Source organism: Sporosarcina sp. P32b (assembly GCF_002743335.1).
GTDB lineage: Bacteria > Bacillota > Bacilli > Bacillales_A > Planococcaceae > Sporosarcina.
In genome coordinates this window covers 59,607-84,418 of the sequence record NZ_PDZB01000009.1, presented here as the reverse complement: position 1 = coordinate 84,418, position 24,812 = coordinate 59,607, and the positions used below count along the sequence as shown (strand labels likewise).

At 40.1% G+C, this 24,812-nt stretch carries 23 protein-coding genes; 5 read left to right on the top strand and 18 right to left on the bottom strand.

Annotated features, from left to right (window positions below; genetic code table 11):
• Positions 1-195: 195 nt before the first annotated feature.
• Genes cysK through CSV64_RS08465 form a run of 3 tightly spaced genes read right to left on the bottom strand, consistent with a single transcriptional unit; the run spans position 196 to position 2,881 of the window.
• Complete coding sequence (gene cysK, locus CSV64_RS08475) at positions 196-1,122, bottom strand: cysteine synthase A (protein ID WP_099632735.1); 927 nt, start codon at positions 1,120-1,122, stop codon at positions 196-198.
• 42 nt (positions 1,123-1,164) lie between these two features.
• The gene (locus tag CSV64_RS08470; protein ID WP_099632734.1) at positions 1,165-2,376 is read right to left on the bottom strand and encodes an MFS transporter; all 1,212 of its coding nucleotides are present in this window, start codon (positions 2,374-2,376) and stop codon (positions 1,165-1,167) included.
• 25 nt (positions 2,377-2,401) lie between these two features.
• Positions 2,402-2,881 carry a PaaI family thioesterase gene (locus CSV64_RS08465; RefSeq protein ID WP_099632733.1) on the bottom strand — a complete coding sequence of 160 codons (480 nt, stop codon included), beginning with the start codon at positions 2,879-2,881 and terminating at the stop codon, positions 2,402-2,404.
• Positions 2,882-3,048: 167 nt separating this feature from the next.
• Here CSV64_RS08465 and CSV64_RS08460 point away from each other — a divergent pair, with 167 nt between their 5' ends.
• Positions 3,049-3,501 (top strand): hypothetical protein, encoded by a 453-nt coding sequence (locus CSV64_RS08460; protein WP_099632732.1) that lies wholly within the window; start codon positions 3,049-3,051, stop codon positions 3,499-3,501.
• Between the two features lie 80 nt (positions 3,502-3,581).
• Positions 3,582-5,393: an oligoendopeptidase F gene (gene pepF / locus CSV64_RS08455; protein WP_199168342.1), complete on the top strand. Its 1,812-nt coding sequence runs from the start codon at positions 3,582-3,584 to the stop codon at positions 5,391-5,393.
• 52 nt (positions 5,394-5,445) lie between these two features.
• On the opposite strand, the gene CSV64_RS08450 is transcribed toward pepF, so the two are convergent.
• Complete coding sequence (locus CSV64_RS08450; protein ID WP_099632731.1) at positions 5,446-6,471, bottom strand: LLM class flavin-dependent oxidoreductase; 1,026 nt, start codon at positions 6,469-6,471, stop codon at positions 5,446-5,448.
• The gene (locus tag CSV64_RS08445) at positions 6,468-6,827 is read right to left on the bottom strand and encodes a winged helix-turn-helix transcriptional regulator (RefSeq protein WP_083032469.1); all 360 of its coding nucleotides are present in this window, start codon (positions 6,825-6,827) and stop codon (positions 6,468-6,470) included. Before CSV64_RS08445 ends, CSV64_RS08450 begins: the two co-directional genes overlap by 4 nt.
• Before the next feature lie 135 nt (positions 6,828-6,962).
• Between CSV64_RS08445 and CSV64_RS08440 the strand changes: the two genes are divergently transcribed.
• Positions 6,963-7,589, top strand: a complete 627-nt coding sequence (locus tag CSV64_RS08440) for a nitroreductase family protein (protein WP_099632730.1) — start codon at positions 6,963-6,965, stop codon at positions 7,587-7,589.
• 184 nt (positions 7,590-7,773) lie between these two features.
• Here CSV64_RS08440 and thiD read toward each other — a convergent pair whose 3' ends face one another.
• Both thiD and CSV64_RS08430 read right to left on the bottom strand, forming a co-directional pair.
• Positions 7,774-8,604, bottom strand: coding sequence for a bifunctional hydroxymethylpyrimidine kinase/phosphomethylpyrimidine kinase (thiD, locus tag CSV64_RS08435; protein ID WP_099632729.1), 831 nt, complete (start codon positions 8,602-8,604; stop codon positions 7,774-7,776).
• Between the two features lie 183 nt (positions 8,605-8,787).
• On the bottom strand, positions 8,788-10,134 hold the full coding sequence (locus tag CSV64_RS08430) for a dihydrolipoyl dehydrogenase family protein (protein ID WP_099632728.1): 1,347 nt from the start codon (positions 10,132-10,134) through the stop codon (positions 8,788-8,790).
• Positions 10,135-10,290: 156 nt separating this feature from the next.
• Here CSV64_RS08430 and CSV64_RS08425 point away from each other — a divergent pair, with 156 nt between their 5' ends.
• Positions 10,291-10,806, top strand: a complete 516-nt coding sequence (locus CSV64_RS08425) for a cupin domain-containing protein (protein ID WP_099632727.1) — start codon at positions 10,291-10,293, stop codon at positions 10,804-10,806.
• A gap of 134 nt (positions 10,807-10,940) precedes the next feature.
• Here CSV64_RS08425 and CSV64_RS08420 read toward each other — a convergent pair whose 3' ends face one another.
• The 6 genes from CSV64_RS08420 to CSV64_RS08395 form a co-directional block, all read right to left on the bottom strand.
• On the bottom strand, positions 10,941-11,216 hold the full coding sequence (locus CSV64_RS08420) for a rhodanese-like domain-containing protein (protein WP_199168338.1): 276 nt from the start codon (positions 11,214-11,216) through the stop codon (positions 10,941-10,943).
• 302 nt (positions 11,217-11,518) lie between these two features.
• Positions 11,519-13,084 carry an acyl-CoA carboxylase subunit beta gene (locus CSV64_RS08415; RefSeq protein ID WP_233190360.1) on the bottom strand — a complete coding sequence of 522 codons (1,566 nt, stop codon included), beginning with the start codon at positions 13,082-13,084 and terminating at the stop codon, positions 11,519-11,521.
• Positions 13,074-14,747 (bottom strand): AMP-binding protein, encoded by a 1,674-nt coding sequence (locus CSV64_RS08410; RefSeq protein ID WP_099632726.1) that lies wholly within the window; start codon positions 14,745-14,747, stop codon positions 13,074-13,076. Before CSV64_RS08410 ends, CSV64_RS08415 begins: the two co-directional genes overlap by 11 nt.
• An 81-nt stretch (positions 14,748-14,828) precedes the next feature.
• Positions 14,829-15,710 carry a 3-hydroxyacyl-CoA dehydrogenase family protein gene (locus CSV64_RS08405; protein ID WP_099632725.1) on the bottom strand — a complete coding sequence of 294 codons (882 nt, stop codon included), beginning with the start codon at positions 15,708-15,710 and terminating at the stop codon, positions 14,829-14,831.
• Positions 15,711-15,884: 174 nt separating this feature from the next.
• Positions 15,885-16,265, bottom strand: a complete 381-nt coding sequence (locus CSV64_RS08400) for a DUF3887 domain-containing protein (protein WP_158232970.1) — start codon at positions 16,263-16,265, stop codon at positions 15,885-15,887.
• 42 nt (positions 16,266-16,307) lie between these two features.
• The gene (locus CSV64_RS08395; RefSeq protein WP_099632723.1) at positions 16,308-16,916 is read right to left on the bottom strand and encodes a class I SAM-dependent methyltransferase; all 609 of its coding nucleotides are present in this window, start codon (positions 16,914-16,916) and stop codon (positions 16,308-16,310) included.
• Between the two features lie 143 nt (positions 16,917-17,059).
• On the opposite strand from CSV64_RS08395, the gene CSV64_RS08390 reads away from it, so the two are divergent.
• Positions 17,060-17,452, top strand: coding sequence for a hypothetical protein (locus CSV64_RS08390; RefSeq protein WP_099632722.1), 393 nt, complete (start codon positions 17,060-17,062; stop codon positions 17,450-17,452).
• 28 nt (positions 17,453-17,480) lie between these two features.
• Here CSV64_RS08390 and CSV64_RS08385 read toward each other — a convergent pair whose 3' ends face one another.
• From CSV64_RS08385 to CSV64_RS08365, 5 genes are all read right to left on the bottom strand, one after another.
• On the bottom strand, positions 17,481-17,807 hold the full coding sequence (locus tag CSV64_RS08385; RefSeq protein ID WP_099632721.1) for a monothiol bacilliredoxin BrxC family protein: 327 nt from the start codon (positions 17,805-17,807) through the stop codon (positions 17,481-17,483).
• Between the two features lie 162 nt (positions 17,808-17,969).
• A complete protein-coding gene (locus tag CSV64_RS08380) occupies positions 17,970-18,191 on the bottom strand; it encodes a small, acid-soluble spore protein tlp (protein WP_099632720.1) in 222 nt (73 codons plus the stop codon).
• An 85-nt stretch (positions 18,192-18,276) separates the two neighbouring features.
• Complete coding sequence (locus CSV64_RS08375) at positions 18,277-20,289, bottom strand: acyltransferase family protein (protein ID WP_099632719.1); 2,013 nt, start codon at positions 20,287-20,289, stop codon at positions 18,277-18,279.
• A gap of 197 nt (positions 20,290-20,486) precedes the next feature.
• The gene (locus CSV64_RS08370) at positions 20,487-23,666 is read right to left on the bottom strand and encodes a hypothetical protein (protein WP_099632718.1); all 3,180 of its coding nucleotides are present in this window, start codon (positions 23,664-23,666) and stop codon (positions 20,487-20,489) included.
• A 489-nt stretch (positions 23,667-24,155) separates the two neighbouring features.
• Positions 24,156-24,683: a D-glycero-alpha-D-manno-heptose-1,7-bisphosphate 7-phosphatase gene (locus CSV64_RS08365; RefSeq protein ID WP_099632717.1), complete on the bottom strand. Its 528-nt coding sequence runs from the start codon at positions 24,681-24,683 to the stop codon at positions 24,156-24,158.
• Positions 24,684-24,812: the final 129 nt, after the last annotated feature.

The following is a 24,812-nucleotide window of genomic DNA, read 5'->3' as shown; positions in this document are numbered from 1 at the left end:
AACTTTATATGTTTTGTATATATATAATCTACCATTTACGTATGTTTTGTCAATAGAATTCCTGATTATTTTTTCAATCTATTTGAAATCAATAGATTGAACGCTATAAGTAATGGGTTTTCATAACTTTTCAACATGAAATCCTACGCTAAAAAACCTCTTCCCAAAGCTGGAAGAGGTTTTTGCTAGTAGGCGTTATTGAAATAAATCACTTGATAAATATCTTTCACCAGAATCTGGCGCAATACAAACGACTGTATCTTCGGGTGTTAAACGTTTTGCCACTTGCAATGCAGCATACAGAGAGGCACCACCTGACGGCCCAAGCAACACACCTTCTTGTCTTGCAAATTGTCTGACCGTATTATATGCGTCATCATCTTCAATACGGAAAATTTCATCATAGACATTGGTATTTAAGACAATTGGAATAAACCCAGGACTTGTACCTACCAGTTTATGCTTTCCTGGTTTACCACCTGATAATACCGGTGACCCTGCAGGCTCAACCACATGAACTGTAATGGCCGGATCATGTTCCTTTAATGATTCACCTGTCCCTGTTACTGTGCCACCCGTTCCTGAAGTACAAACAAATGCAGTTAATGTACGATCGATGGATTGAATGGCTTCTATAATTTCTACAGCGGTTGTATGACGATGACTATCAGGGTTCGCTTCATTTTCAAATTGCATCGGAATAAAACTATTGTCGATGGACTCTGAGATTTCATTCGCTTTAGCGATCGCACCTGGCATACGTTCTGAGCTAGGTGTCAATACAACCTTTGCTCCATACGCTTTCATTAAGTTAATACGTTCAATCGTCGAGTTATCCGGCATAACAAAAATGGCTGGATATCCTTTTGCAGCAGCGTTCATTGCCAAGCCAATTCCCGTGTTGCCGGACGTCGGCTCAATAATCGTGGCACCCGGTTTCAGAACGCCAGTTTTCTCGGCTTCTACAAGCATTTGATACGCCGCGCGATCTTTTACACTGCGGCTTGGATTAAAGTACTCCAATTTCACATACACTTCGGCTCCAGTCGCATCTCCGAGTGTTCGTACTTTTACTAGCGGAGTATCACCGATCAATTCCGCCATATTATTGACTACTTTCATTGTGCACACCTTCTTTTCATGATGATGAAATTGGTACTCTGTTTATGAAGCTGATGTAATCTTTTGATCTCGTGGTAAAGCTAATCCGACTAGCCCAATGAACGGTAAGAATGATGTGATAATCATCGTTTGGTAAATACCGATCGAGTCGATAAGCGTTCCAATGGCGACTGCACCGATTGCCCCCATCCCGAACGCTAATCCTACAGTTAGTCCCGCCATCGTACCAATTTTGGAAGGTACAAGTTCTTGGGCATAGATAACCGTGACGGAAAAACTAAGCATAATAAAGAATCCAATCGTTACTAGTAGTAAAATGATTCCCCATACAGGAGCATACGGCAACAATAAACTAAGTGGTAAAGGCACAACTAGCGATAAGACGATTACTTTTTTCCGTCCTATCCTGTCTGCCATCGGTCCGCCGAAAAATGTTCCGACTGCTCCTAGAGCCAAGAATAAGAAAATATACAACTGACCATGTTGAATTGTCATGCCGTAATATTCAATCAAATAGAAAATATAGAAGCTCGTAATATTCGTCACATAGAATGAACGAGCAAATATAATAATCATTAATAAAATCAGTGCAATAGTGACTTGTCTCTTTGATAAACTTTCCATCGTCGTTAACAAAACTTTTTTCCGGTTACCTAAACGCTCTTCATTCAGCTGATTCTTATACCAGAAAGAAATACGAGTTAATAAGGCAATCCCAGCGGCAGCTACTAGTACAAAAACGGCTGCTCCTATTTGGCCAAGAGGAACGAGGACGAACGCGCTGATCAACGGTGCAAGTGCTTGTCCGGAGTTCCCTCCTACTTGATAGATAGACTGTGAAAGACCACGCTTGTCCCCCGCTGCCAAAAATGACACTCGAGAACCTTCTGGATGAAAGATCGCCGACCCTAACCCGAGCAACATAACGGATACAATGATCAGCCAATAGCTCGGTGCTAACGCTAGACCTGCCATTCCAATTAAAGAAAAAGTCATGCCGATCGGCAACGCAAACGGCTTAGGTTTACGATCACTTAAATAGCCTACAACGGGTTGAAGTAAAGAAGCTACGATATTTAGAGCGAACACAATATAACCTAATTGTTTATAACTAAATTGATATTCTTTCTCCAAAATCGGCAACATAGCTGGAATCACTGCCTGTAACGTGTCGTTAAATAAGTGACAGACAGCGATCGCAATCATGATCGGAAATACTGGATTCGCTACGGCAGTTTGTGGTGATTTATTCATACCATCTATTCACACCTTATCTAGTTTACTTTGTAAATGTAGCAGGCATTACGACTCCAACCACTTCTCCAGAAACACATAATTCATCCTCAGCGTAAATTTCTACAGCTACTTTCCATTTCTTCGGATGGATTTCCGTGACGTTTCCAATTGCTTTCAATACTTTTCCTTGTGGAGTCGGTTTATTGTATGTAATCTGCAAGGAAGCTGTCACAAAGCGTGGCGGTACGGAACCGTCTCCCGGTTCATGACCATTCTTTCGATGTAACGCAAGTGCGCAAGAACCTGTGCCATGGCAATCCATAAATGAAGCCAGAAATCCACCATACACGAATCCTGGTATTGCCGTATATTTCTCAGGTGGTAATGAATATGTGACGGTTTGCTCTCCTTCCCAACCAGTGCGGAAATGATTCCCTTCCTCGTTGAGCCGCCCACAACCATAACACCATGAAAAATCATCCGCATAACTGTCTTGAATCGCATGTGTAACATATTCTTTCATATAAATTACCTCCCTTTCAAATGAATTCTCTCTATTATACATTCCGAAAATTGAAATATCGACCAAAAACGAAATATCTATCATAGGACGGACAGTTCTGTGCGTATCTTACTCACTACATTCATATACTAGGGAGAAACGATATGTTGCGGAAGGAGGGAAATAGTATGAAAATACGTGGCGTTATATTGGCATTACTAGTGGCTGGAGGATTTTATGTCATGATGCAGACAATCGACGAAGCTTCCTCCCATCCCTTTGAGCGATTGCAAGAACAACAACTGAATGGTTTATCCCCCTATTCATTCATCACTTTCCGGCAACCTGGTCTGCATGAACAGCGAGCCGTTACATGGAAAGTTGACCAAGTGGAAGAAGTTGACCGCTTACTTCAATTTCTCCAAGCATATGATTATGAGCGTGTGGATCCAGACTCACTGGAATTATTTGATGATCAACCACACTTCACAATCGATCTACATGATGACACAGGAAATCGTATGACGATATTGATCGAAGAAGGAGTGTTGATCCACAATGACCGTCTGTATTATGAGGTTGTTAATGGCCCCTTACAAGTCGATTGGCTAATGGAATTCATGCTTTCCAATAAACCGTAATTTTGTACTCTGAAGATTCATTGTATTATACTATTCGTTAATTCGATAACCGAATAATCGATTTGAAGGAGAGATTCACATTGGTGAAAAGCTTACCTAAACGCGCACAAGTAAACGAACAAGAGACGTGGAATTTAAAAACTTTATTTGAAAATGAACAGGATTACGAAAAAGCAGTAAAAGATACAGTAATGGAATCAACTGCTTTTGAGAAAAACTATAAAGGTACGATTATAGATTCAACTTCCGCTATTCAAGCATTGGATGCCTATCGCAGTTTACAAGAGAAACTCGTCAAAATCTCTAGTTATGCTGAGCTTGCAGCAAGTGTTGATCTTACAAATGATGAAGCTCAAATGAGAGAGAGTAAATTTGGTTCAATCGCTGCTAAAATCGGTAGCCAAACGTCCTTCGTTATGAGTGAATTAACAGCGCTTTCCGAGGAGACTTTGCAACAAGCAAGTAAACAGTCTGAGGAGTATGCAACGGTATTCGATAAAATCATTCGGGAAAAGCCACATCAACTACATCCCGAAGTCGAGAAAACACTTGCAGCATTCTCCTCTTCTTTTCAAGCACCCTATTCATTGTATAATACGACGAAAATGGCAGACATCAACTTCCCCGACTTCACGGCAGACGGAAAAGTCTACCCACTGAGCTATGTTTCATTCGAAGGGAAATGGGAGTCCGAACCCAATACACCAGTGAGACGTGCTGCTTTTGAAACGTTCAGTAATACGTTGCGTTCGTATCAACACACAACAGCGAAAACCTATGACATGCATGTACAGATGGAGAAAACGACTTCTGACTTACGTGGGTATGACTCTGTTATAGACTATTTATTGATGGAACAAGATGTGGATCGATCGATGTACAATCGCCAAATCGATGTGATTATGGAAGAACTTGCACCACATATGCGAAAGTACGCGAAACTCCTTCAAAAAATATATAATCTCGACGAAATAACATTTGCGGACTTAAAAATGCCAATCGATCCAGTATATGAGCCTTCCATTACAGTGGAAGAATCGAAAAAATATATGCATGATGCTCTTGCTGTAATGGGCAATGACTATCTTGACATGGTGAACCGTGCTTATTCAGAACGCTGGATTGATTTCGCTCAAAATGAAGGTAAATCCACAGGTGCATTTTGTGCAAGTCCTTATGGCAACGGCTCGTTTATTTTAATTTCTTGGACAGGCAGCATGGAAGACGTCTTTGTACTGGCTCATGAATTAGGTCATGCCGGACACTTCCACTATGCCAATGAAGCACAAAACCTGTTTAATTCGGAATCATCACTGTACTTTATTGAAGCACCTTCTACGATGAATGAAATGCTGATGGCCAATCACTTATTGAAGAATTCGGATGATCCGAAATTCAAACGCTGGGTACTGTCCTCCATCGTGGCACGAACGTATTACCATAACTTCGTAACGCATTTACTTGAAGCTGCGTTCCAGCGCAAAGTCTATGAGTTAGTGGATGCAGGCGGTAATGTCAATGCAACGATCTTGAACGAATTAAAGCGCGGTGTACTCGAAGAATTCTGGGGCGATAGCGTGAAAATGAATGATGGCGCTGAGTTAACTTGGATGCGTCAACCACACTATTACATGGGCTTGTACCCGTACACATATAGTGCGGGATTGACTATTTCTACTGAGATGGCAAAGCGTGTATTGAATGAAGGAGAGCCTGCTGTTGAAGACTGGCTCCACACCCTTCGTGCAGGCGGTTCAAAAAAACCAGCTGAACTCGCAAAGATGGCAGGAATCGATATCACAACGGACAAACCGTTGCGTGACACGATTTCATATATTGGTGGATTAATCGATGAAATTGAGAAACTGACAAAAGAGATTGAAGCACAATAAGAAAAAAACATCGGCCAAGCAGGTTTTTCCTGCAAGGCCGATGTTTTTTCTTTTACTTCATTATTTCACTTAAGATTTCATATGAACGAAGTCGTTCCTCATGATCGAAGATTCCTGAGCTGATAATTAGCTCATCCGCTTTCGTCATTTCTACGAACTCTTCCAGCTTCCGTTTCACAGTTTCCGGACTACCAATAATGACAGACGGTGCTTGACTTTGCTGTGCAACCGCTTCTTGTTCAAATGGCGACCATACCGCATGAATATCTTCAATTGGAGGACTAAATTGCGTCATCTTACCTTGACGGATATTTAAGAACTGCTGCTGCATCGATGTAGCCAAGAATTGTGCTTTTTCATCCGTATCCGCCGCAATTAAATTAACCCCCATCATGGCAAATGGCTTCTGAAGATCTTTAGACGGTCGGAAGTTTTGATGATAAATTTGCAGTGCTTGCATCATAAATTGCGGTGCAAAGTGACTGGCGAATGAAAACGGCAAGCCGAGTTCAGCAGATAACTGCGCACTGAAGCCACTTGAACCAAGCAACCAAATCGGAACGTTTTGTCCCGCACCAGGAAATGCTCGAACACGATCAGTTGGATTGCCCGCAAAGTACTTACGTAATTCTTCCACTTGTTGCGGGAAGTCTTCCCCACCACTTTGTAATGTACGGCGAAGCGCATACGCTGTAGCCTGGTCACTACCTGGTGCACGACCTAGCCCTAAGTCAATACGACCTGGATACATTGCATCGAGTGTACCAAACTGTTCCGCAATAACAAGTGGCGCGTGGTTTGGTAACATGACACCGCCAGAACCTACTCGAATTTCTTTCGTCTCTTGCGCTACATGTCCAATAATGATAGACGTTGCAGAACTCGCAACACCGGGCATATTATGATGCTCTGCTAACCAATAACGATTGAATCCCCAATCTTCTGCATGCTGTGCAAGATCTACACTATTCTTAAATGATTGCCCCGCATGACTTCCTTCATTGATCATGGCTAAGTCTAATATCGATAACGGAATTCCGTTAAATTGTTTTGCCTTTTCTCTAATCAATTCATTCACTCCTCATAACAGCAACCATTTTTCTTTACCCATTCAAAAATGGCCTGAATAATATCTTCCAACTCTTTACCTTTTGGCGTAAGCTCATACTCGACTTTTCTGACCTTTGGATCGGACTGGTTTTTAACGACCAAGCCGTGCGCTTCTAAATCGCGCAACCTCTCCGTTAGAAGACGATCTGATATCCCGTCGATCTCCGCTGATAATTCAAAGAACCTTTTCGGTCCGTCTAATAAATGATAAATAATAATTCCCATCCACCGCTTACCGATAAACTCGATCGTGTTATGGAAACTATCGCAACTTTTTTGACCTTTAGGATTTACCGACTGAACAAACTCTTCATTTTTCTTCATTAGCAAAACCCCAATCCTGTACTCCTTTCACTTTATCACACCTAGGTTTGACAAACAAGCTTACTAATAGTAATCTTAAAAAGAACTTACTATTAGTAAGTATAAATCAATATATTTTAAAGGGAGTTTATCAATATGTCTCAAAATTACGAAGAATTACTAGAAGTCATGCATGCAAGGAAATCCGTTAGAAAATTTGATCCGAACTATACAATCGCTCAAGAAGAGATTACATCTATGCTGGAGGAAGCGATTTCCGCTCCGTCTTCAAGCAACTTACAGCCATGGCGTTTTCTTGTCATACAAGATCAAGAATTAAAGAAAAAGATCAATCGCTTTTCATTTAATCAAGAACAAATCGAAACCTCATCCGCTATTATTGCTGTGATTGGCGATACAGAAATGTATCACAACATTGATGAGATCTATCTTTCTAATTTGGCTGCAGGAAATATCGATGAAGAGCATGTGCAAATTCAGATTCAAAATGCGAAAGCGGCTTATCCGAATGCACCACTTGAAGTGAGACGGAATATCGCGACGTTTGACGCAGGTTTGGTTTCTATGCAACTGATGTTGATTGCTAAAGCAAGAGGGTACGATACTGTTCCGATGGGCGGGTTCGACAAGCAACAATTTGCTGAGTCATTTGAACTTGAATCTCGCTACGAGCCTCTAGTGCTAATAGCGCTAGGTAAAGCCGCTACACCGGCTTATGGTTCTACGCGTCTTCCTATTGATACAATTACTACTTATATGTAAGGGAGATGTTAGGCGGGCAGTTGAGGTGGGAATTGGTGCAATCTGAATGGATGTCACTTCTTGTTGTACATGTAGGATTGTAATCAGTTTACTAAAAACACTTGAACTAAACTAATGCAAAAGAGGATGTCCTAGAAGTATTACTACTCCTAGAACATCCTCTTATTTATGCTTGTTCTTACATTCAAGCCTGCTCAATAGTAACTTTACAACTTGTTTCGTCATATTTACCATATGCCGCGTGATAGGTTGGCCCTACGCCTTGTTTGAAGGTGAGTGAATGGCGAATGCCTGCGGTGATGAACTTCTTTGCTTCAATCACGGCATCTTGCACCGTTTGCCCCTTCGCCAAGCCTGCCGCAATCGCAGCAGAGTAACTGCAACCGGCACCATTTGTATTCGGTGTGTCAATTCTTGGGGCTTCGAGTAGATAGAACTGTTCTCCGTCAAACAGCACATCCACTGCGGGTCCTTCCAATCTTCCACCTTTCACTAATACAAACTTCGGTCCGAATTCAAATAAACGACGTGCAGCTTCTTTTAAGTCAGCTACAGATTCCAAATCCATACCACCCAATAAGTAAGATGCTTCGGGCATATTCGGCGTAATAACCGTCGCCAGAGGAATCAATTGTTTCTGCATCGCTTCCATCGCATCGTCTTTTAATAATGCAGAGCCCATCTTTCCAATCATCACGGGATCTACTACTACATTTAGAATGTCAGACTGCTGAATCCACTTCGTTACATTGACAATAATTTCTTTTGTAAACAACATGCCAGTCTTCATAGCATCTATACCTATATCTTCTTCTATCGTCACTAATTGTGCTTCGACCGCTTCCCAAGATTGTGGGAATATGCCTTGTCCAGTACGTGGATTTTTTGCAACAATCGCTGTGACTGCTGTGGTACCAAAGACATCAAATTCCTGGAATGTTTTCAAATCCGCTTGGATTCCTGCTCCTCCACGTGCAGCGGAACCAGCGATAGTTAATGCTCGCTTGATCATCATCTCTTTTTCTCCTGTCTTAGATGTAATTCTTCGATTACTTATTATATAAAGGCGTCATTGTACAGGATAACGTGTGGAGGTTTAATGAGTCAATTTCATCGTTCTTTACTAGGTCCTCTTCTATTTATCGAAAACGAAAAACTCCCTATCCACTTGCAAGATAGAGAGTCATTTTATCTTTATTTACAACATATAGGAAATATCAGAAGCTACCGTTGGATATGCGAATGGCATTTGCTTTAATTCTGCGAGAGGAATTTGGAATCGAATAGCCATTGCAAAGAGATTGATCAGTTCATCGGCTCCTCCACCTAAGAAATGAGCACCGAGTACGACGTCCTTCTCTTGATCGATAATGACTTTAAATGCGGCCGCCCCTTCATTTGTTCGTCTATATGTGAACCACTCAGTAATGTTTTGTGATTTCACATACACTTTCAAACCGGAGTCTTTCGCCTCTTGTTCGCTCATTCCGACGGATGATAACTTTGGAACCGTGTATACAACAGAAGGGACGACTGGATAATCTGCTGTTTTATGATTCCCTTTCAGAAGATTAGAAGCCACTATATGTGACTCAATTGTAGCGACGGGTGTCAATGGAGGCGCATCACTTGAAGCGACATCTCCAGCCGCATATACATGTGGATTACTTACGCTTTGCATGTATTCATTGACAGATACACCTTGCTTATCGCGCTTTACATTTCCTTTTTCCAAATCAATATCTAATGCTGGTGTGCGACCCGCCCCGTGTACAACAAGATCTGCTTTCCATTCCACTTGGCGATCGTCTTGTTCACCTTTGACCACAAATGAATTACCGCATTTCTCAATTCCATTTACCGGTGTGTTCAAATGCACATGAATGCCAACTTCCTCAGAACGTTTAATCAACATTTTCACTAAATCTTGATCAAATTTCTTCAGAGCACTTTCACTTCTATGCAAAATATGCACTTCTGAACCTGCTCTCGCGGCAAGATGCGCAAATTCGAATGAAATAAACCCGCCACCTATAAAGACAATCTTTTTAGGTAGTGTTTCTAGTTCCATGAAATCATCGCTCAGCGTCAAATATTCTTCACCTTCGATATTCATTTTCATAGGTTCTGCACCCGTCGCAATTAAGATATGTTTCCCTTTTAATACATCTGAGCAGACTTTCAATTCCGTTTCACTTTGGAAGACCGCCTTGCCGTGATAAATATCAATCCCTAATTTGCCAAACTTTTCTTCCGTATCTTCAGGTATCGTTTGAACGAACGTTCGTTTAAATTCCATTAATTCGGGCCAATTGATTTTGCTATCTTCTTCAATTCCTTTTCCTTGCATACGTTTATTCCAATCCATTAGTTCAGCATTTTCTACTAATACTTTCTTCGGATCACAACCTCGCTGAGAGCATGTGCCCCCGAATGGCCGATCATCGATAATTGCAACGCTCCAGCCTTCTTTCTTACACTTCGTCGCTGTAATAGAACCCGCACTGCCTGTTCCAATTACAAGCAAATCATATTCTTTGACCATACTCTATCTCCTCCAACTTTTCTTGCTCATTCTGTTTATCCATTCTGTAATCAATTACCCTTTTTTGTCCTATATCACACTTGGAAACAATTATACAATTTACATCACGTTACTTCCCTACGTACATACTATATAACAGCACACAGGAAAGGTTGGATGAATTTGATTTCAAATAATCCTCAGTACGCAGCGGATTTGAATACTAGTCCCTTTTTCAAGAAAAATGATAAGAACTTTATTAATATTTTGAGTAGCAAACAATTAAACACGTTGGATCATTTGTCGATGTTGGATATCTTCCTAAGTAAAGATCATATTATTGAACCTCACTATCATCCAAATGCCTCCGAGCTAACCTACTGCGTTTCAGGCTCGGCTACTATTTCTATTATGAATATTGACACAAAAAACTTTCAACATTATAAAATACTAGCTGGTCAAGTCGTTAATATTCCTCAAGGATGGTGGCATTACCAAATCGCACATAGCGATGATACACATCTACAAGGGATATTTAATGCAAATACTCCAGAGGTTGTCTTAGGTTCCGATATCCTAACCGCTACACCAGCTGACGTTTTTGCTTACTCTTATGGAGTAAATGAACAACAATGGGCTACCGCTGTGAAAGATATTTCTCCTTCGCAATTAATAGGTCCGCCGACAGAATAAGCATTTACCAAAAAGCGATGGTAAGCATCCCGTCGCCTTTTCCTTCATTATTCTACGGGACCTTGCCAAGTGGACATACCTTCTGAAACATTGGTCACATCGTATCCTTCTTCATGCAAAATCTCACTTGCTGTTTATGAACGGCTTCCACTACGACAAACGACTACATACTTCTGATCTTTCTCCAAACCGGTTCTTGCACCATTTTGTAGTTGCGATAACGGGATATTGATTGCACTACTAATATGACCTACATTGTATTCATCTACTTCGCGCACATCCATCACTAAGGCGCCTTCCTTTTGTAAGGCTTCAATATCTTCTAAATTTACTGTTTCAAATGCTTTATCTGTCGAACCGCAAGCCGCCAGTATTAAAACAGTTGCGATCAACCATACTAATTTCTTCAACATTTAGCCTCCAGTTCCTACTGTCAATAAAAAAGGGGGTGTCGCTACTTCAAATCAGACTATCCTTGTCGTATTTGATTTCAGTATATACTAACCTCTGCTGAAATCAAAAAGTCACGATTTTCATTTAGTTGGCATGTCAATAAAGGATTACTGTATGTACCTGTCACTTGGCAATTGTGCTAATGAATGAAGAGGGAAATCTACGCACTGAAGAGAAATTTTCACAGCTGCTTCCGAATTAGAATACATATGAAAAACGACACATCCATACTACATGTGTCGTCGTTTGAATAATTCTATTAAAATCCAGTCGGCCAATTGGCTAAACGCCGCTCGCTCCTGCCATCGTTTTTCACACACGCAAAATCCAATGACTGACAGATAAATTTACGCGTCTCCCGGGGATCGATTACATCATCTATATAATGACTTGCTGCAGCCTTATAAGGTGAACTATCAAACGCCCAATTTTCCAGTAACTTCTTCCGTTCCTCTTTCGGATCTTCTGCTTTTTCTAATTGCCTACCATATACAACATTAATCCCGACTTCTGGTCCTGTGAAATTGATTTCCGCAGTTGGCCAGGCGACGACGAAATCTGCACCCATCGTCGGACCACACATATTGCCATAAGCTGCCCCAATACTCTTACGTATAATGACGGAGATTTTAGGCACCGTTGATTGCGCTAATGCTTGATTCCACACCATAATCTTAGTAGGTATTTTCTCTTTTTCAGCTTGCGTACTGATTCTGAATCCCGGTGTATCATGAAGGAAAATCAGCGGAATATGGTAAGAGTCACAAAGACAAATGAAATCGGTTGCCTTTTCACATTCTTCTGGACCGCCCGCACCCGCGTATTTATTCGGCTGATTCGCAATGATTCCGACCGCACGCCCATCCATATGTGTCAGAACCGTAATCAGTGCCTGTCCGTAGCCAGATTTATACTCCATATACTCCCCGTCGTCTACTAGATCCTCGATAATACGTTTCATATCATAAACTCGATTCGCTAACGGTGGAAGAATGGACAGTACATTGTTCGCCAGGCGGGTAGGACTATCATTTGTCTGCTTGCGTGGTGGTAATTCCGAGCTATTTGACGGCATGTACGCAAAGAACTTTTTCATTTGCTCTATGCACTCTTCAGTAGAGTTTGCCGTGGCATCTACTTGTCCAGTCTGTCTGACATGTACTTCCGTTCCGCCTAACTCTTCTTTAGATACCTTTTGACCGCTAGCCATTTCTAGCATACGCGGACCCGCCACTGCAAGACATGTACCTTTTACTTGTGTCACAAAATCAGACGATACCGCAATCCAAGTCGGCCCACCAAAACTGTCTCCGAAAATCCCTGTAATCATAGGGATTTCTCGACTTAATGTTAAAAGCTCTTGAGGGAATAATTTAGTACTAATTCCGTCAGAACCCATTCCATCAGGCATCCTGAGGCCGCCACCTTCATTCAAGTTGAACATAGGCAGACCACGCTTAATTGCATATTCCATCAATGATTTTGACTTCCGAAGATGGACAGTCCCTTCCGTACCTGCGAAAACAGTTTGGTCACCGGCTTGAATAACTGCATGTCTGCCATTTACTTTCCCCAAACCACCAATTAAACCGTCACCCGCACTATCGCTTCCTACCCCCATTTGATCTGAGTAATTCAGCAAGCCGAGTTCCATGAACGAATCTTTATCGACAAGCAGATCGATACGTTCCCTTGCAGTATAGCGACCTGATTGGCGCTGTTTCTTTAGCTTATCTACTCCTCCACCTTGCAACGCTTGCTCTTTTCTCCGTTTTAAATCTTCAACAGATAGATGCACTTCATTTTCCGCTGGTTTATGCGTCACGTTGACCACCGCCCTCTTTCAAAAGCCTTCTCAGAATTTTCCCTGAGCTCGTGGTAGGTAATTCCTCAATGAATTCAATTTCCCGAGGATATTTATAAGCCGCCATATTATTTTTCGCCCAGTCTATTATTTCTTGTGGTTCGATGTTGCCTTTGTAATCATTTTTCAATACAATGAACGCTTTGACGCTCTCTCCTCTTTTAGGGTCTGGCACACCTACTGCAACAGACTGTGAAACAGCAGGATGACTACTGAGCAAAGCCTCCACATCATCAGGGAATACACTATATCCAGAACACTTAATGAGCTCTTTAATGCGTCCTAAATAATATAAATACCCTTCGTCATCCAACTTCCCGAAGTCACCCGTATGCAGCCAGCCATCCCGTAAAGTTTCCTCAGTTGCTTCCGGTCTGTTCAGATACCCTTTAAACACACCTGGCCCTTTTAGGAGGACTTCTCCCTCTTGCAAGGCTGGCATTTCCTCGCCAGTCGCTGGATCAATGATTTTAATTTCCGTTTCATTCACAGCGATACCACAGCTTCCAAATTTAATATTCTCCTGCGGCATAAATGTATCGCCTGTATGTGTCTCACTCAGCCCATACGCAGCTTCAAACATCGGACATCCTTTTGTAACTGATGCCCATTTATGCGCTAGTTCTGCTGTGACTTGAACACCGAAACTAGTAGACATATTCTTTTTCAATGAAGAAAAATCACGGTTTTCAATACCAGGTATTTGTAGAAGAGCACCATTCATAATCGCTATACTGTACCACGCTGTAACTCTATACTTTTCAATCGCTAGAACTGTCGCTTGTGGATCGAACCTTGTCATCAAGACCGTTTCACTAGCATTATAGACAGGAATATTTACGCCCATTAGCATGCCAGCAATATGGCTTAGCGGTGCAATCGATAGCAACACTTCATGTTGATTCAGTTCATTGCCGGCAACTGCAGCTGCTGTTTTGTATAAAGCATTTCCATGAGTTAGCATGGCGCCTTTTGGTCTCCCTGTCGTCCCGGAAGTAAACACGAGTAGTGCAATGTCTTCCCACAAATCAATAGCAGGATATTCCTTAAGTGGCTCGGTTTCCTGTATGACTCCACTAAAATCATACGTATCTTTAAATGAAATTTTCGTTGTATTATATCCTTGTGGAAATGGAAGACTAGGCTCCGATGGTAAATAATCTATATAATTGGTTGTGATTTTACAATGGAGCCCCGGAACTTCATCCGCAATTTCTTCGATACGGCTATAGATTTCCTGTCCCGCAATTATGCCTTTAATATCTGCTTCCTGAATGAGATAGATCAACTCTGCTTCTCGATACATTGGATTCAGTGGAACTACAATGCCACCCATACGTTGAATCGCATAATGTCCGATAATATATTGGGGGCAATTCTGCATATACAGTGCGATTCTGTCTCCTTTTTTGAAGTTCTTATCGATAAAGAAATGTGCCAATCTATCAATTTGATCATCTAGTTCTCTCCAACTTATCGCATTGCCGTAAAATTGGAATGCCGTCTGTTCTGATAGAGCTTGCGCATTGTGTTTTACATATTCATGCAGAGGGATTTCACCTAGACGATAAGTTAATGTTTCCGGTACTGTGGATGGCCAATAAGGTCGCACTGTTTTTTGCATAGTAATTCCCCTCTCCTATCTACTAGATAGCCCCTTCATTAAATAGAGTGGTTGCCTAATACATTCCAAACCATTTTTATCTTACTTCACCGGTACTTCACGGTAATCATAAAACCCTATTTTCGTTTTCCTTCCTAGTTCTCCTTTATCTACTTTTTCTTTAATGCATGCAGGCGGCTTATCTCTTTCATCTCCACTTTGCTGATATTGATGTTGCATGGCCGAATACACGACGTCCGCTCCTGACATATCGATTAATTGGAATGGTCCGAGTTTATGACCAAGAGACTTTCTTATAATGAGATCGATATCTTTGAAGTCAGCAATTCCTTCTTCGTATAAGTACGTTGCTTCGCGATGAATTGCACCAAGTATACGATTCGCAACAAATCCAGAAATCTCTTTCCTCAGTAGGACTGCCGTACGCCCAATTTGTTTTGAAACTGCCATGGCGATATCTTTTGTCTCTTCAGAAGTTTTTTCACTCATGACTACTTCAAGGCTATCCATTACAAGTGGCGGGAAGAAGAAATGCATATTACATACTTTATCCGGTCTGTCCGTCACTTCGGCAATTAATGAATTCATAATAGTTGAGCTGTTCGTGGCCAATATAGCATGAGGTGGTGTAATTTCATCTAATTTTTTAAATAGCTCTTGCTTCGCTTCAAGGACTTCGATGATCGCCTCAATTACAAGATCTGCATCTTTTGCCGCTTCTTCTAATTGATCTGTAAAAGTTAGTAATGAAAAAGCTTTCTCTACAGCCGGCTCATTAATCTTCCCTTTTCTTACCCAATCACTCATCAGACGCTCCAAGTTATTCTTTGCCTGTTGCAAAGCTTCCTGATTAATATCCTGCAAAGTGGTTTGGTATCCACCTAGCGCACATAGCATGGCAATCTGGTGCCCCATCTGCCCGGCACCAATTACTGTAATCCGTTTCACATCGTTTGAATTCATATCTTTCCTCCTCTTTATCATTATACTAACTGGTTGGTATGTTCTGAATACTATAATAACTAGTTTTCATTTCTTTAGCAAGTGTAAATAAAGATTTAAGTTCAGTGGCTTTTACATAACACAAAAACCCTAACAAGAAGTACATGACTTCCGTTAGAGTTTCAATAGCTTTCATTATTTCACGAAGAACCCTGCAACTTGTTGTTGTTCATCCAATGTTATAGTGTACACTCTATTGTCTTCTTTGTATTTCGTAGCAATGGTCGCAACAAAGTATTGCTCTTTTTTAGCGACTGACTCTTTTTCAAAGCTGACGAATTCACCAGATTCTTTTACAATATCCGACACTTCTTGTAGTTGTTCTACAGATAACGCATCTTTCATCGTGGCATCAAACATTGATCGCATTTCATCAAACTTTTCTTCATTAAATAACGAGATTGCTTCTTTTGATTTCTTAATATACTCTTTGGCAGCAGAATCATCGACCTTATTATTTCCACATGCGGCAAGTAGAAAAACCGTCGCTAGAGCGAATACAATGATTTTTTTCATTCCCTCACTCCTTTCCATTTAATTAAGGCCTGTACGTACAAATCACTTCGTAAGTTCCTTGTAATCATTTATACATCTAATGGATAAAAACAAGCCGCCATAAAGTGATTCCAGCTGTTCTATGTATATACCTGAATCCACAATCATGGATAGTGTATCTCGGTTTAATTGACAGCCATCGCATACTTTCTCCCATAATGGATTTACTAGATCTTGTGCTTTTGCAAGAGTAGGTTGCTTCATTTTGACATGTTCAAAAAATAAAATGGTAGCACCCGGTTTACTAACGCGCTGGATTTCTTTTAATGCAAGTAGTGGATTGGGTATTGTACAAAATACTAACGTCGAGATGACCGTGTCAAATGTATGATCAGCAAATGGTAATGATTCTGCATTTGCCTCATATAAAGTAATAGGAACATGCGCGTTTCGTCCTCTTCTAGTAGCTCTGCGACTCATCTCTGGATTCGGTTCGATTGCTGTTACATGTTTTGCTTGCTGATAATACGGAAAATTAATACCGGTACCTGAACCAATCTCCAGTACATTCCCTTGTGCATGACGAATTAATTCCGTTCGAACTTTTTTAAATCGCGTTGCTTCTAAAGGCTTCATGGCCATGTCATATATTTTTGGAAATACACTTACCATTATAATAACTCCTTTTATCACTTGAATATTTTCTATGAATAGTTGTTACCATTCTAGTTGTCTACACGTTTTATTATGTAGATTAGTCCGTACATAATTGATAGAAAGCAAACGTACTATATACGAAAAGGAGCTGATTATTGATGGGCGCAAGGTGGATTAAAGCAGCAGTGATTTATTTCTTAATCGGTGTAGGCTTTGGACTATATATGCATGCTACTATTCAACTTCAGTGGGGAGCCACACATGCACATATTAATGTGGTTGGTTGGCTTACAACGGCTATGATCGGAATAATATATACGATCTATCCCCAAGCAGGTAACAGTATACTTGGAAAAGTACATTTTTGGCTCTATAACATTGGATTGCCTGTATTATTAATAGGCATGTTTATCATACAACCAGCACTAGGATTGCCTATGGTTTGGATTCAACTTTGTATCTGGGCTGGCGGTAGCGCATTAGCTATTTCCATTCTACTATTCATCGTCAATGTATTTAAAAATGTCCATGCACCTTTCCGGACGTCTTGAAAACGACACTTCAAAATCCTTACACATCTTAGACGTATTCTTTTATTGCATCCAATAAAATCTGTTCTTTGATTTGATAATGGGTAGCTTGCCAGATCGCACGTTTATCTTTTAAAATCAATAATTGCGGAACTTCGTGTGGAACACTTAAATCTGTTTCAATGGCCGCTGAAAGTTTTTTACTTACTTGTGTGATGATGATGTAAACAGGCAATTCCGTTCGAAGTCCATCCAATTCTTTTTTAGCTGCTAAACTACTAACAGAAGTCATGCTAGATTTAAACAACAGAAAGGGTTGCTCATCTGACTTTTCAAGTAGTTCCCGCCACTCTTCAACCTTTTTAATTCTTTTCATTTTATATTCTCTCCTTATAGACAAAACCTTAAATAGTGTAGATTCTTCTATTCTATAGAGCGTACTGAACTGATTCCTCTTTTTTGCTTATTTATATCTCGACAAACGGCAGAGACCCTCACTTTTAAAAGTGAGGGTCTACCTATTGTAGTAACAAATTATTTATAAATAACCATTGATCCGTGACTTATCTTCTTCACTAATTTCTTCTTCTAAGTCCTCAATACTTTCTGCTCTGCGTTCATTTTTCTTTTTAATCCGTTCGAACTCTTTGCCCTCTGCAAACTTCATCGCATCTTCTGCTGCTTCCATATTACTAATCGTCTTATTCAATCGGACTTTGTTGTCAGCAGAATCATTCGGTTTCGGGTAGTTCTTCGTCATCATATACACTCCTTTTTGAAGTTTTCGTTCTATATGATAGCTTTCCCGTATCTAGTTGAACTATACAAAGTTCACGGCAAACAGATCACTCATCATTACGTGTGTGTTTTCCTAAGCTGTCGAACGCCTGCTGCAATGGTACTTTTAATGCAGGGGCTAATGTTTTTGCAAATTGCGCAGTAATATGATTATCATCACGATAGACAATGATATTCCCAATGACAGGATAACAAGTCGTTTCATCACAAAAAGAGTTGGTTAAGTCTGCGAAGAACACATTCGATGGAATACCTTCTGTCACTTCCCATGGTGTTTCCTTGGCAATCGCTTGATCCCTTGGCACTGAACACTCCAATGGATCGTCTGCTTTTTCAAGGCAGATTGGAATAATTTCTTGCATACGAGGATTATCACGTATCGCAAAGATTGTCGTAACACCTTCTAATTTCTTCCATTGATTAACAAATCCTCGAGGTACTTTTGGTCGCTTATTCACCGTCGAAGTGGTGAAAACCAAGTCAGGGGGATCTTCTAGTAACGTATCAATTAAGTTACTATTCCAAGGAATACAAGCTTTCGTTAAGTTTCCTCTAGGATCTTCGTCTGTAAATCGACAACCATCATGACTATACAAATCAATTTTAAAATTCATTTCTTCCGCTAATTCTATTAAAGCTGGGAACCAATGACCGGAATGTGAACCACCAACGAGCGCTAACGTAAAATCAAAGTCCTTCAATACACCATATGAACATTTTCTGACTTCCGTGAGGTTAGCCGACTGGCATTCCAAATCATTATAAAATACGGGAAGATCTGTTTTGATTTCTGAAGGTGATGGGATCAGGTCTACATGAGATACAGGTTTCATATTAAACTGATTTGATTGAGCGCCAGGGTAATCTTGTTCCTGGACAATATCCGAACTAGCTGTTGCCTCTTCAATATAAGCAGAAATAGAAAATATTGAGCTACACGCGAGTACTACCATAGTTGACAATACGACTAGCAATTTTCCATTTTTCTGATTGCGACCTAATTTTTGAACGGGTTTTTCTACTAGTTTTGTAGAAATCATGGACAACACAAAAGTTGTCATCAAAAGTAAAATACCATCTCCAAGAGGTACTGTTTCTGTTTCCATATAGGAACGATAGAAAATCAGCAACGGCCAATGCCATAAATACACACCATATGTAAGACTTCCTAAATAGATAAGAGGCTTTGTTGATAAAAAACGATTTACTCCATATATCGTTATACTTTCAGAGGCGATTAATATAAGTAATACTCCACTAATAGGAATCAATGCCAAATACCCAGGGAATACAGTGGACACTGGGAATAATATTCCAGTAAGTCCAATAATCGCTAAGCCTAGCCATCCTAAAACAACACTCCATCTTTTATTGAAAAATAGGTACGGTGATAGTAAAGCAAAAATACCGCCAATACTAAATTCCCAAATCCGCGTGAATGTATTGAAGTAGGCAAAAGGTTGGTTAACATTCGTTTGATAGACGGACAAAACAAGCGAACAAATAAACACTACGATTAGCGAACCAAGTAATGTCTTATATACAGGTGTTTTCAAAAACTTTCGGGCGAGATAATAAATAGACGCCAGTAAAGCTGGCCAGATCAGATAAAATTGACCTTGCACACTGAGTGACCAAAAATGTTGAAATGGACTTGCAAAATTATCTTTTGCTAAATAGTCAACAGAATCCAATGCTAACCGCCAGTTTTCAAAATAAAACGTGGAAGCCATCATATGTGCAATGATTTCTCCCCATTCAAACTGGGGTAGAAGAATTACCGCAAAAACTCCAGTGAAAATCAAGACGATTGTGGCTTGGGGTAATAGCCTTCTCATTAAGTTCAGAAAATATTCGATGAAATTCACTGATCCGGTTCGTTCTATTCGCGAGATGATGGACAATGTCATCAAATACCCTGAAATAACGAAGAACACATCGATTCCACCAGACACCCTACCAAACCATATATGATAAATAGCGATCAATAATGTTGCAACCGTTCGTACCCCTTCTATCTCGGGCCTAAATCTTTTATTTGGTAACTTTAGATCCGACATAACTTCCTCCGTTACATATGCTCTTTTAATTTTAAATGCATTTAATACTATATCATAATACTACAAAAACGTTCATTTTTCTCTATTAATATAATGAGGTTTTATCAAGTATTAGCATAAGTAAATATTTCAATTTACAAAAAAAGAACAGATGTCTCAGAAAGACTTCTGTTCTTTTTCCACTATGAATCTTAATTTCACTTCGCTTTAAATGCATCTTGTAAGTAATAATAAGATTTCTTCAATCGTTCTTCATACATAGGAACTTGCCAATTATCCCATGTGTAACTTTCCATTGAATCTAGCTTTTTGTCGTGTATCTGAGGAAATGACTCCAGTACCTTGCCATCTTCTGATGTTAAAACCGCTCCAATAAATATTTCATCGATATTTATACTTGTTTTCGTACCATCCACCAACAAATTCTCGATAAACTCTTTTCTACTTGGATCCTTTGCTTGTAACAACATCCATGGAATACGTAGTTCCAGCATGCCGTCACGCATACGATAATCTGCTAAAGAATCATAATCGGCTGAGTCTGGGTCTCCATTTCCTTCCTGTAGCTTTCCCGTTTCATAGAAACTAAAAGGAATCGTACGTTTTTCATTTTTCACTAGATATTTTCGATTTAACGCATACTGCATCGGAATAAACTGATTGGTTCGATCTTTCATTTCATTTTCTGGAATATATCCTACATCCTTACCGTAGTCATGGTGGAATAGATCATAATGAGGGTCAATCAACATACGTGATTTGGCCCCGTTAATTTTAGCAATGAATTCTAGACCGTTAGTAAATTGAATATCTTCTATTCTACTAGCACGTGCATTTCCACGCCCTGGTATCGTGTCAAAGAGAATATTCACTACATCCGTTTTAGCTATTTTGGATTCATCATAATCTACCCGAATGTACAAAAATGTTTCGTCATGATCTATATACATTTTTTCGAGCGTGCCTTGCTTGTTTTTGTACATCGGTTCTCCTGTCCATTCCTCTTCATATCCAGCCACTTTTATTTTCAATGGGTCAAAGCTGAGCAGTCCGAACTTTTGTTCATTCGTTTGCGTGTTTGACCAGTATGGACGACGATCAGGATTATCATATTCTGCTGTGTTCCACGTTCGTTTAAACCACTCATCTTGCCATGAAAACACTAGCGCTCCCATCATATCCTCATGCAAAATATCTTCATATAAATGTGTTAGTATCTCCCCTTGACGATCCTCTGATATAAAGCCCTGATTCCAGCCAAATGGATTTTCATGCGCTTTTCCCCTAGATGCTGGGATTCCAAACTCTGATATTAAAATCGGTATTCGATGCGCTTCATGCAAATCTTTTAAATAGCCAGCGTAATTATTCTTCTGGCCTCTGAAATCAATAAACTCACGATATTTTTTCTCGTAGTTCAAGAAGTCTGGATAATAAGGATACACATGATAGGAAGCAAATTGACCCGGCTTGTCCATTTCTCCTTTAGTGTAGAGTAGATTCGGATTAACGGATACGATATCTTCCTGACCTGAAGAATCTGACGGGTGTGTCAGCATATCAGTTGTTACCCAGTTGACGAAGCTCATCGGCCGAATCTGCTGGTAGTTACGCACTTCATGCGACACTAGTACATCCATTTGTTCCGCTAGCCAATATTCAAATGCAGCGGCACCTTTTGTTTCAAAATACTTTCCATTATATTCTCCTAAATCAGGGTGTAGCTTATTCGTGTTTTCTACCATGAAAGGATACCATTCAATTCCAATCATCCACGCTGTGACCCATTGGGAGATATCCGCGTCGTATACACCGGATGCATGACCTGGACGGGACGGCACAGTAGCATTTCCGTGAATGACATCGACCAGCTGAACCATTTCTTTTTGAAAGTCTTGCAAGTTCTCTTTTTCAAAGGCATCCAATGACTCTTCCAGTTTTTCTTCATTGATCCAGACACCATGCATGACATATATAGGGGTATCGTGTACATCGTTATACGCTTTTAAAGCATGATAAAAATCAGGTGGGTGAAGCGTGTAGACTCGGATAGTATTCGCGTTCATCTCACCAATTGCTTCGAACCATTTGTAATATTCTTCTTCTGTAATGGCAGCTTCCCCAGGAAATGCTCCCGGCTTCCCCATTCCAATATTCACGCCTTTCACAATCATCGGAGTCCACTTTCCATCTGTTAAAACTTCCAAATGTTTTCCGTTCATTCGTGAGGTCATCTTTACTCCCTCTTGCTTAGGCTCTTTCTCTTCCTTTGATTCTACCTGACCAAACTTTTCAAGCGCACCTTGCACCATGGGTACATATGCTGACCAGAAGAATGTTTTCTCAGAGGATCTTTGAATCATTTTATATACTTTCGCTATTCCTTTTACTTGATAGATAGAAGGGACATTTTCCACGCTGCTGAAATCCCCAGAAAAATACATGCTCTCAGAAACACCTGATGTATGACGCACTACTGCATCGAATTGAGTAGGAATTCCTTTCTTCGCTAACAGCTGTTTTCCTTTTTCAGTAAGATTCCAATCGTACACCGCTAAAGATTCCCCTTGCTCTGCTGTTACGATATCAAACCAAGAGTGAAAGTGATGCGACCCCGAGATGTTTAATCGTTCCGTTCCAATATCCGTAAATGTTAGCTGAATACCCTCTTTTGAGAGCTCTTCATCTTTTTCCAATGCTAGAACTTCGCCTGTAGTATCATTAACTAACAAAAACCCAGGACCATTATATGTCCACTCTGCTGCTTGTCCAGCAAGAATACTTTGCATTTCCGCATTCTTTTGTGGGTCAAGTTCCTCCACATAACGTCCTTTCCAACCAGAAAACTTCAATCCCATTCGATCCTCAACACGCGTACGTACTTTCTCCGAAGTGGGCGCAGAAAACGAATTATACTCCGCTATAAATAATGAAGGCTTTTTTGAATTAAGTCTTTTCAAGATTCTTTGCCACTCTACTTCTTTTAGTCCGCCATGATCATCTTCGTATGCAGCAAGCACAGGATCATTCATATCTACCATACTTTCATCGATACTAGCGGTATTTGCCAAGTAAATTATATCTTTCTCCGCATACTCTTTAGGTAGTGGTTTCAACTCTGAAATACCTTTTCCTTCTACTACTGTGAATCCGCCATAATAGTCACGTGCAGGATCAAATGGTTTGTTATGCGGTGCTTTTACTTTTGAATAGTTTAATACCCAGCTAATCCCCAGATGTTTTGTATGTAAGTTTTCTACAGCCGACTTATCAATAATAGCTACCTTCATCGGCGGATTACTCTTCAAAAACCATAACCCTACAGGCACAATGAGTAAAAATGCTATAACCATCATAACCATTACTAACTTCTTCATAAGTAGTCCCCCCTTTCACTAGTACTCTTTCACTTTCACTTTTTCTTTCTTAAAATAGGTTGAAATAATTAGAGGGTATCTAATTATTTTCTTAGTAAGAATGATAAGGGTAATTAGTATTATTCTATTATTTATTTTAATAATCATATCATAGTATAATACTTTTTCACTAGTCTTTCTTATATTTTTCTCTCAAGTGTTGCTATTAAATGGTTTTTTTCAGTACTATTACTCAATTGCACTAGTACTTTCTTGGAGAGATTACTTTACACTAGATAATCATGGGCTTGTGGTGAATAAAGTCTGTAGGATGAGCCTCTGTAAAGTAAGCATGAATGCCACAAATATCTAGTGATGTTGCGGCATTTATTATCCTAATTAATAGTTAGGACGATCACAGGTAGAAAAATATTATCTGTATTTTCTTGCATCTGGATGCGCTACTTCATTGATTGCCTTACTAGTAATGGGTTAGTGCTTGAATGCTCTTCACTTCGACATATCATCTATGATCCAAGGAACAGCATGAAGCAAATCTGGAAATACTGCATCTGCCAGTGGATCTTTTGTACCTAGGAAGACCGTCTTGGTCCCTGCTCTTTTTCCGGCAATAATGTCTGTATCCGTATCGCCTATCATATAGGAAGTGGACAAGTTTACATTATGTTTCTTTGCGAGTTTTTCTATCAACTTACTGTGGGGTTTGCGGCAATCACATCCAGACTTCGGCTTATGCGGACAATATGCGACTTCGTCAATTATGGCACCTTCCTTTGCTAGCTCTGCTATCATATGATCATGTATGGATTTCAACTTAGACTCCTTCATGTAACCAAGACCTACACCGCCTTGATTCGTCACTACAAATATGTAGTCAAACGATTGATTCAATTCCTTTATCGCTTCCGCCACTCCTGGTAAAAAATATAATTGATTAGGTTCATTCACAAATTTCACTCGATCCGTCAACACTTCATTGATCACACCATCTCGATCCAAGAATACAGCTTTTTTCATAGTAGATTTCCTCCCAATTAAAAGATCTTATTACTATTCATAGTATCCTCATTACATTCTTTTAAACGTAGTACCTTTCCAACTTCGCCTATAGACATAGTCAAGCAAGATTATTGTGGTCTTACGAAA